The sequence below is a fragment of the Saccharothrix coeruleofusca genome (genome assembly GCF_014648515.1).
GTDB classification, from domain to species: Bacteria; Actinomycetota; Actinomycetes; order Mycobacteriales; family Pseudonocardiaceae; genus Actinosynnema; species Actinosynnema coeruleofuscum.
The window spans coordinates 295651-304844 of the sequence record NZ_BMRG01000007.1; the positions used below are offsets into that span (position 1 = coordinate 295651).

A 9194-nucleotide genomic window follows, 5' to 3' on the forward strand; every position below is an offset into this window, starting at 1 on the left:
GGGGGCGGGCGTGGTGGGCCGCCCGGCTGGTGGCCGGGCGGCCTTGGGCTAGGAACGCGAGGCGAACTTGGTGGGGCGGTCGGTGAAGGGGGCGTCGGCGGGGCGCGGGGTGGCCCGGCCCGCCAGGACCGCCTGGGCGGCCAGCAGGCCCGCGACGGCGGCGCCGTTGACGATCTCGCCCGCCAGCGCCATCGCCACCGCCTCGTCCAGCGGGAACAGCCGGGCCTCCAGGTCGGCCTCCTCCTCGCCCATGGCCTCCCGGTCCACCTCGGTCAGGCCGCGGGCCAGGAACACCCGCACCACCTCGTCGGTGAAACCGGGCGAAGCGGCCACGTCCACCAGCGTCACCCAGTCGGTGGCGGCCAGGCCGACCTCCTCGGCCAACTCGCGCCGGGCCGCGGCCAGGGGTGTCTCGTCGCCCGCGTCCAGCAGTCCGGCGGGCAGCTCCCAGATCCGCTTGCCCAGCGGGTGCCGGTACTGGTGGATCAGGGTGACCGCGCCGTCGTCGTCCACCGCCGCCACGGCCACCGCGCCCAGGTGCTCCACGACCTCGCGCCGCGCCGTGCCGCCGCCCGGCATGGCCACCTCGTCCACCCGCAGCGCGACGACCTTGCCGACGTGCACGTCGCGCGAGGCGACGGTCTGGAACTCGTGCCTGGTCACTGGGCCGCCCCGGCGGTCTCGGGCAGCGGCAGCCGGTCGGCCAGCCGGTAGTCCAGCGCGGCCTTGACCAGCGCGGCGAACAGCGGGTGCGGCTTGGTCGGACGGCTCTTCAGCTCCGGGTGCGCCTGGGTGGCCACGAAGAACGGGTGCACGTCGGCGGGCAGTTCGACGAACTCCACCAGCCTGCCGTCCGGCGAGGTGCCGGAGAACACCAGCCCGGCCCGCGCCAGCCGGTCGCGGAAGGCGTTGTTGACCTCGTAGCGGTGCCGGTGCCGCTCGGAGACCTCGTCGGCGCCGTAGGCCCTGGCCACCTGCGAGCCGGGGATCAGCTTGGCCGGGTATGCGCCCAGGCGCATGGTGCCGCCCATGTCGCGCTGCCCGGACACCACGTCCTCCTGGTCGGCCATGGTGCTGATGACCGGCGAGCCGGTCTCCTCGAACTCGGTGGAGTTCGCGTCCTCGATGCCCGCCAGGTTGCGCGCCGCCTCGATGACCATGCACTGCAGCCCCAGGCACAGGCCCAGCAGCGGGATGCCCCTGGTGCGGGCGTGGGTGATGGCGCCGATCTTGCCCTCGATGCCGCGCACGCCGAAGCCGCCGGGGATCAGCACCGCGTCCACGCCCGCCAGCGCGTGCGCCGCGCCGGAGGCGGTCTTGCACTCGTCGGAGGGCACCCACGCGATCTCCACCTTGGCGCGGTGGGCGAACCCGCCCGCGCGCAGCGCCTCGGTCACCGACAAGTAGGCGTCCGGCAGGTCGACGTACTTGCCCACCAGCGCGATGCGCACCTTCTCCGCCGGGTTGTGCACCCGGTCCAGCAGGTCGCCCCACACGGTCCAGTCGACGTCCCGGAACGGCAGCCCGAGCCTGCGCACCACGTAGGCGTCCAGGCCCTCGGCGTGCAGCACCTTGGGGATGTCGTAGATCGACGGCGCGTCCACCGCGGCTACCACGGCATCGGTGTCCACGTCGCACATCAGGGCGATCTTGCGCTTGAGCGCGTCCGGGATCTCCCGGTCGGCCCGGCACACGATGGCGTCGGGCTGGATGCCGATGTTGCGCAGCGCGGCCACCGAGTGCTGCGTCGGCTTGGTCTTGAGCTCACCGGAGGGCGCCAGGTAGGGCACCAGCGAGACGTGCAGGAAGAACACGTTGTCCCGGCCCACGTCGTGGCGCACCTGGCGGGCGGCTTCCAGGAACGGCAGCGACTCGATGTCGCCCACGGTGCCGCCGACCTCGGTGATCACCACGTCGGGCGCGACGCCGTCGGGACCGGGCTCGGCCATCGCCCGGATGCGGCGCTTGATCTCGTCGGTGATGTGCGGGATGACCTGCACGGTGTCGCCGAGGTACTCGCCGCGCCGCTCCTTGGCGATGACCTCGGAGTAGACCTGGCCGGTGGTCACGTTCGCGTCGCCGGACAGGTCGCGGGCCAGGAACCGCTCGTAGTGGCCGATGTCCAGGTCGGTCTCGGCGCCGTCCTCGGTGACGAAGACCTCGCCGTGCTGGAACGGGTTCATCGTGCCGGGGTCGACGTTGAGGTAGGGGTCCAGCTTCTGCATGGTCACCCGCAGGCCGCGCGAGGTCAGCAGCTGGCCGAGGCTGGAAGCGGTGAGCCCCTTGCCCAGGGAGGAGGCCACGCCCCCGGTGACGAAAACGTGCTTGGTCGTGCGTGCCTGAAGCACCAACGAGGCTCCCGTGGTCCGAAATTCCGCAGGGCCACCGCCCTGTCCACGGGCCCTAACGCTAACACGCCGCCGGTCACCCAGCGCACCGCAGTCCCCAGCGCGGATCACCCGGACGGCCTAGTCCCGCGAGTCGAACCTCCAGGTACCGCGAGTCGAACGCCCAGAACCCCCGAATTCAACGCCAGGGCGGCGATGCCCGCCCACGAACAGGCCGTCCACAGTGGACGATTACGCCCGGTCGGGTGAATCGGGTCCGTCTCCCGGACCTCCGAGGGGAGGGAAGCCGTGGGGCGGGGTCCGCGTGTCGTCGCCGGGGAACTCGGCGGCGAGCTCGGCGGAGGCTTCCGAGGCGGGCGCGGCGCCACCGCCCATCGCCAGCACCGCGCCGACGACGGCGACCAGGCAGGCGACGGCGAGCACCACCACGCCGTCACCGGCTTCCCACTCGCTGGGCGCCCCGCCCGCCGACCTGCCCTGGTCCAGGGTGTTGGTGACCACGGTGATCACCGACCACACCGCGCCGACCAGCACTCCGGCACCGCCGAAGGCCAAGGCTCGGGCGAGGCCGTCGCGCCGGGGCCGCGCGGCGGGGGCCACAGGTCGCGCTGCGGGCGCCACGGCCGCGCCGTCGGGCTCACCGGCAGGCTCGGCGTCGACGGGCCGCAGCTCGTAGACGACGATCTCGCCCTCGGCGGGGTCGGGCCTCGCCGGGGCCGGACGCCGCCCGACCAGCAGCGCCGCGGCCACCGCGAGCAGCACCGCGCCCGCGGTGATCGGCACACCGAACCGGGAGCTGGCCCTCAGCTCCTCGGGCAGTTCCAGGCCGACCGACTCCACCGCCCAGGACGTGACGGACAGACCGACCCACCCGCCCGCGCGCTCCCAGCCCATCGTGTACAGCGGCAGCAGGGTGCCCACCACCGCCAGTCCGGCCGCGGCCAGCAGGGCCACCACGGCCAGGACCACGCGGTTCACGTCGTCTTCTTCTTCCCCCTGCGCCGCACCACGGGCACGTTCTCCTTGTCCGCCTTGGCCGCCGCCAGCAGCTCCTCGGCGTGCGCGCGCCCGGTGTCGGTGGAGTCCATGCCCGCCAGCATCCGGGCCAGCTCGACCACCCGCTGCGACTCGTCCAGCACCCGCACGCCGCTGCGGGTCAGCACCCCGTCGGCGGTCTTGTCCACCACCAGGTGCCGATCGGCGAACGCGGCGACCTGCGGCAGGTGGGTGACCACGATGACCTGGTGGCTGCGCGCCAACCGGGCCAGCCGCCTGCCGACCTCCACCGCCGCCCGCCCGCCCACGCCCGCGTCGACCTCGTCGAACACCAGCGTCGGCACCGGGTCGGAGTGCGACAGCACGACCTCCAGCGCCAGCATCACCCGCGACAGCTCGCCGCCGGAGGCGCCCTTGTGCACCGGCAGCGCGGGCGCGCCGGGGTGCGCGATCAGCCGCAGCTCCACGTCGTCCACGCCGCTGACGCCCGCGTGCAGGCGCCGCCCGTCGACCTCCAGCGCCTGCGGGTCGCCCTGCTCGGCCACGCGGGGCCGCACCACGACCTCGACGGTGGCGTGCGGCATGGCCAGCCCGGTCAGCTCCTCGGAGACCTCGCGGCCCAGCTCCAGCGCCGCCTCGGTGCGCGCGGCGGTCACCTGCCGGGCGTACCCGGCGAGCTCGGCGGCCAGCTCGTCGCGCCGCGCGGCCAGCGCCGCCAGCGCCTCGTCGGAGGTGTCCAGGCCGGACAGCCGGGAGGCCGCCTCCCGCGCCCACGCGATCACGCCGTCCACGTCCGCGGCGTACTTGCGGGTCAGCGACTTCAGCTCGGCCTGCCGGGCGAGCACCTGCTCCAGCCGCGCCGGGTCGGCGTCCAGGTGCTCCAGGTAGGAGGCGATCTCCGCGCCCACGTCGGCCAGCAGCGTCTCCGCCTCCACCAGCCGGGGCTCCAGGTCGCGCAGCTTGGGGTCCTCCGAGGTGCCCAGCCTGCGCCGCGCCTCGCCGATCAGGCCCAGCGCGCCGGGGGTGTCGGGATCGCCGTCGGGTGCGCCCGCCACCGCGTACTGGGCACCCGCGGCGGCCTCGCGCAGCTGGTCGGCGTCGGCCAGCCTGCGCGCCTCGTCCACCAGCTCGACGTCCTCGCCCGGCTTGGGGTCCACCGCGCTGATCTCGGCCAGGCCGTGGCGCAGCAGGTCGGCCTCGCGGGCCAGCTCGCGGGAGCGCTCGGTGCGCTCCACCAGCTCGGTGGCGACGCGCAGCCACTCCTCGCGCACCTTCTGGTAGGCGCGCAGCGGCTCGGCCACCTCGTCACCCGCGAACCGGTCCAGCACCGCGCGCTGCTCGGTGGGGCGCAGCAAGCGCAGCTGGTCGTTCTGGCCGTGCACGGCCAGCAGCTGCTCGGCCAGCTCGGCCAGCACGCCGACGGGCACCGACCGGCCGCCCAGGTGGGCGCGCGAACGCCCGTCCGCGCCGACCGTGCGGACCGCGATCACCGCGCCGTCCTCGTCGGGCTCGCCGCCGACCTCCTCGGCGACCTTCGCCGCCGGGCTGCCCGCCGGGGCCTGGAAGCGGCCCTCGACCACCGCCCGCTCGGCGCCGTTGCGCACGCGCGACGCCTCGGCCCGCCCCCCGCCCAGCAGGTGGAGGCCGGTGACGACCATGGTCTTGCCCGCGCCGGTCTCGCCCGTCACCACGGTGAAACCGGGGGCGAGCTCAAGGGTGGCCTCGTCGATCACACCGAGGCCCTGGATGCGCATCTCGGCCAACACAGGCCGAACACTACTGGGCGATCCCGACACGCGAGCGGTCAACCTGCCGCCGGACCGCGCCAACCCTGCACCGGCAACGAGAACTTCTCCACCAGCCGATCGGCGAAGGGCCCCTGCCGCAACCGGACCAGCCGCAGCGGCGTGCTGCCGCCCGCGACCTCCACCCGAGCCCCCGGAGGCAGCTCGACGGTCCGCCTGCCGTCGGCGCACAGCACCGCCGGGTGTCCCCCGGCGTCGACCTCCAGCGCCACCACCGACGCGGGCGAGACCACCAGCGGGCGGGAGAACAGCGCGTGCGCGTTGCTCGGCACCACCAGCAGGGCCTGCACGTCCGGCCACACCACCGGGCCGCCCGCGGAGAACGCGTAGGCCGTGGAGCCGGTCGGGGTGGCCACCAGCACGCCGTCGCAGCCGAACGCCGACACCGGCCTGCCGTCGACCTCCACCACCACGTCGAGGATGCGCTCCCGCATGCTCTTCTCGACGCTGGCCTCGTTGAGCGCCCAGGTGCTCTCCAGCACCTCGCCGTCCAGCACCGCGATGATGTCGAGGGTCATCCGCTCCTCGACGTCGTAGTCGCGCTGGATCACGTGCCCGATCGCCTCGAACAGCGCGTCGGAGTCGGCCTCGGCCAGGAAGCCGACCCGGCCCAGGTTCACCCCGAGCACCGGCACTCCCGCCGCGCGGGCCAGCTCCGCGGCGCGCAGCAGCGTGCCGTCACCGCCCAGCACGAACACCAGCTCCGCGCCCTCGGCGGCCTTGTCGTCGGCGGGCACCACCTGCGCGTAGCAGGACGGGTCGAGGTCGGGCGCCTCGTCCTCCAGCACCCGCAGCTTCACCCCCGCCTCGGCGAACCGCGCGGCCACCTCCTGCGCGACCCGGACGTTGCTGCGCCGCCCGGTGTGCACGACCAGCAGGATCTCCCTGCTGCTCACCGAACCGCCGCAACCCGAACCGCCACTCACCGAACTGTCGCTCACTGGGGTCCTTCCGCGACGGCCTCGCGCACGAGCGCGGCGGCGGAGTCCGCGTCCAGGGGATCGCCGTGGCGCAGCCAGGCGAAGAACTCGACGTTGCCCGACGGGCCGGGCAGCGGGCTGGCGACCACGCCGTGCAACCGCAGGCCCAGCGCCGACGCGGCGTCCACCACGTCCAGCACCGCCCGCGCGCGCAGCTCGGGATCGCGCACGACCCCGCCCGAGCCCAACCGCTCCTTGCCCACCTCGAACTGGGGTTTCACCATCGGCAGCAGATCGCCCTCCTCGTCGAGGCAACTGGCCAGTGCGGGCAGCACGAGCCTCAACGAGATGAACGAGAGATCGGCCACCACCAGTTCAACCCGGCCCCCGATGTCCTCCGGGGACAGCGACCGGACGTTGGTCCTGTCCTTGACCACCACGCGGTCGTCGGTGCGCAGCCGCCAGTCCAGCAACCCGCGGCCGACGTCGGCCGCGACCACCTCGCGGGCCCCCGCGCGCAGCAGCACGTCGGTGAACCCGCCGGTGGACGCGCCCGCGTCCAGGCAGCGCCTGCCCTCGACGGAGACCCCGTCGAACGCCTCCAGCGCGCCCAGCAGCTTGTGCGCGCCACGAGAGGCCCAACCGGGGTCGTCGTGGTCGCGGACGACCAGCGCCGTGTCCAGTTCGACGGCGGTGGCGGGCTTGGTGGCGACGGTGCCGCGGACGGTCACCTTGCCCTCGGCCACGAGCTGGCTGGCGTGCTCCCGTGAGCGGGCCAGCCCGCGGCGGACCAGTTCGGCGTCGAGCCGAGCCCTGCGCGGCACCTCGTCACACCTTGTCGATGCTGGACAAGGCCGCGGTCAGCGCCGTGTGCACGTCGTCGAAGCGGGCCACGTGCTCGACGACGTCCAGCCGCTCCAGGCCGTCCAGCCCGGCGAGCGCGTCATCGATGCCCGCCACCGGATCGCGCGGCGGTCCGGGCAGGGGAACTTCGAAGCTCACTGGTTCAAGGTAGCCGATCCAGCACCGACAGGTCCGCCGCCACGTACGTCGGCCGCCGCTCCTCGGGCAGCGCCCGCGCCTCGGCCTCGGTGGACACCCCGGTGAGCACCAGCAAGGAGTCCATGCCCGCGTTGACCGCGCCCGCGATGTCGGTGTCCAGCCGGTCCCCGACGACCAGGGGCCGCTGCGCGCCCAGGGACTTCGCCGCCTGCTCCAGCAGCGGCGTCGCGGGCTTGCCCGCCACCAGCGGTTCGACACCGGTGGCGGTGCGCAGCGCGGCGACCAGAGCACCGTTGCCGGGCAGCAGGCCGCGCTCGGTGGGCAGCGTGGCGTCGACGTTGCAGGCGACCCAGCGGGCGCCCGCGCGAACGGCCACGCAGGCCTCGGCCAGCTCGCGCCAGCCGAGGTCCTGCGACAGGCCCTGCACGACGGCCACCGCGCCCGCCGCCTCGCGGGTGGGGGAGAACCCGCGCAGCCGGACCTCCTCGGCCAGCGCGTCGGTGCCCAGCACCAGCACCGGGGAGCCCTCGGGCACCAGGTCCACCAGCATCGTCGCGGCGGCCTGGGCGCTGGTGCTCACCTCGTCGAGCGCGGCGTCGAAACCCAGCTCGGTGAGGTGCTCGGCGACCTCCCGAGGCGAGCGCGAGGCGTTGTTGGTGACGAACCTGATGCCCGTGCCGCGCTCCCGCGCGGCGGCCACCGCGGCCACCGCGCCGGGCACGGCTTCCCGCCCGCGGTAGACCGTGCCGTCGAGGTCAAGCAGCAGTGCGTCGTAGCGGGCCAGCAGCACGGTCTCCCCCACCTGTCGTCCAGTCCTGCGCTGTCGGTCGTTCCTGCGCGGTCGTCAGTCCCGCGCTGTCGTCAGTCCCGCAGTGTCATCAGTCCTGCGGGCTGAGGTCGAACGCCCGCTCGGCGGCGTCGGTCTCGCCCTCGTCGTCGGCCTCGGCCGCGTTGAGGAACCACTTCACGGCTTCCTCGGTGCGCCCGGCGGCCTCCAGGTTGTCGGCGTAGGCGTAGAACAAACGCGCGCTCCACGGGTTACGACGCTTGGGGTCGAGGTCGTCGCCCTGCAGCGCGACCACCGCCGCCTCCAGCTGCCCCATGTCACGGCGGGCCCCGGCCGCGACGATGCGCAGCTCCACGGACTCGTCCGGGGACAGCTTCAGCCCCTGCGCCTCGCGCGCCAGCTCCAAGGCCCGCTCCGGCCTGCCCAGGGCGCGCTCGCAGTCGGCCATGACCGCGATGTGGCCGGGTCCGTGCGACATGCGACGGGCCGCGCGCAGCTCGGACAGCGCCTCGGCCCACTCACCGGCGTGGTAGGCGGTCAGCCCGGCGGCCTCGCGGACCACACCGACCCGAGCGGCCTTGCCGCGCGCGTACCGGGCGTGCTCCAGCGCGAGCTCGGGGTCGCTGTCGATCAGCATCCCGGCGGCGGCCAGGTGCCTGCCCACGATCTCGGCCAGGCCCTTGGGCAGACCGCGCAGCTCCTGCTTGATCTCGGGGGCCAGCGCGGAGATGTCGGCTTCGGCGGGCAGCTCGGGAATGCCCTTGCGGATGCCCTCACCGCTGTCCTCGCGACGCTCCTCGCGCTCCTCGAGAGCCTCCGCCTCCTGGACGTCCTCGGCCTCGGTCTTTGCCTCTACCTGGGTTTCGACCTCGGCTTCGGTCTCGGTCCCGGTGCGCTCGTCGTCCTGCTGATCCCCCTGCGGCGCATCGGCGGGCAGCTCGGTTTCCACCTCGGCCGTGACCTCGGGGACTGCGGTCGCCTCGGTCAGGGCCGGGGTCTCCTCGATGGCCTCCTCGGCCACCGGCTGCTGCTCATCGGCAGGGGCAACGCGCTCCTGGAAGCGGGCGGCGCGGTCACGGCTGCGCTCGTCGCGCTGCTTGTTGAAGCGCGGACGGTCCTCACGCGGACGGTCCTCACGCTGCCGATCCACACGCGGACGGAACTCGCGGCGCTCACCGCGGTCGTCCCTCCGCTGGTTACCACCGCGCTCGTCCCGGCTCTGGTAACCGCCGCGGTCATCGCGCGGGCGGAACTCGCGACGCTCGCCGCCACGGTCATCACGCGGCCGGTCGTCCCTGCGGTCGAAACGCGGCCGGTCATCACGACGCTGGTAGCC

The 9194-nt window shown here is 74.2% G+C and carries 9 protein-coding genes; all 9 read right to left on the minus strand.

Annotation, left to right across the window (positions count from 1 at the left end; translation table 11 throughout):
• Positions 1 to 48: 48 nt before the first annotated feature.
• On the minus strand, positions 49 to 663 hold the full coding sequence (locus IEZ00_RS20360; RefSeq protein WP_189224856.1) for an NUDIX domain-containing protein: 615 nt from the start codon (positions 661 to 663) through the stop codon (positions 49 to 51).
• A complete protein-coding gene (gene pyrG / locus IEZ00_RS20365; protein ID WP_189224857.1) occupies positions 660 to 2351 on the minus strand; it encodes a CTP synthase in 1692 nt (563 codons plus the stop codon). Before pyrG ends, IEZ00_RS20360 begins: the two co-directional genes overlap by 4 nt.
• A gap of 228 nt (positions 2352 to 2579) precedes the next feature.
• Positions 2580 to 3326: a hypothetical protein gene (locus IEZ00_RS20370; protein WP_189224858.1), complete on the minus strand. Its 747-nt coding sequence runs from the start codon at positions 3324 to 3326 to the stop codon at positions 2580 to 2582.
• A complete protein-coding gene (recN, locus tag IEZ00_RS20375) occupies positions 3323 to 5110 on the minus strand; it encodes a DNA repair protein RecN (protein WP_189224859.1) in 1788 nt (595 codons plus the stop codon). The genes IEZ00_RS20370 and recN overlap by 4 nt, the downstream gene beginning before the upstream one ends.
• A 38-nt stretch (positions 5111 to 5148) precedes the next feature.
• On the minus strand, positions 5149 to 6045 hold the full coding sequence (locus IEZ00_RS20380) for an NAD kinase (protein WP_189224860.1): 897 nt from the start codon (positions 6043 to 6045) through the stop codon (positions 5149 to 5151).
• A gap of 41 nt (positions 6046 to 6086) precedes the next feature.
• Complete coding sequence (locus tag IEZ00_RS20385) at positions 6087 to 6893, minus strand: TlyA family RNA methyltransferase (protein WP_189224861.1); 807 nt, start codon at positions 6891 to 6893, stop codon at positions 6087 to 6089.
• Positions 6894 to 6897: 4 nt separating this feature from the next.
• Positions 6898 to 7071, minus strand: a complete 174-nt coding sequence (locus tag IEZ00_RS20390) for a hypothetical protein (RefSeq protein WP_189224862.1) — start codon at positions 7069 to 7071, stop codon at positions 6898 to 6900.
• A gap of 4 nt (positions 7072 to 7075) precedes the next feature.
• Positions 7076 to 7873 (minus strand): HAD-IIA family hydrolase, encoded by a 798-nt coding sequence (locus IEZ00_RS20395; RefSeq protein ID WP_306344687.1) that lies wholly within the window; start codon positions 7871 to 7873, stop codon positions 7076 to 7078.
• Positions 7874 to 7949: 76 nt separating this feature from the next.
• Entirely contained in the window at positions 7950 to 9008 is a 1059-nt protein-coding gene (locus IEZ00_RS36870) for a tetratricopeptide repeat protein (RefSeq protein WP_229795931.1), read from the minus strand.
• Between the last annotated feature and the right edge of the window lie 186 nt (positions 9009 to 9194).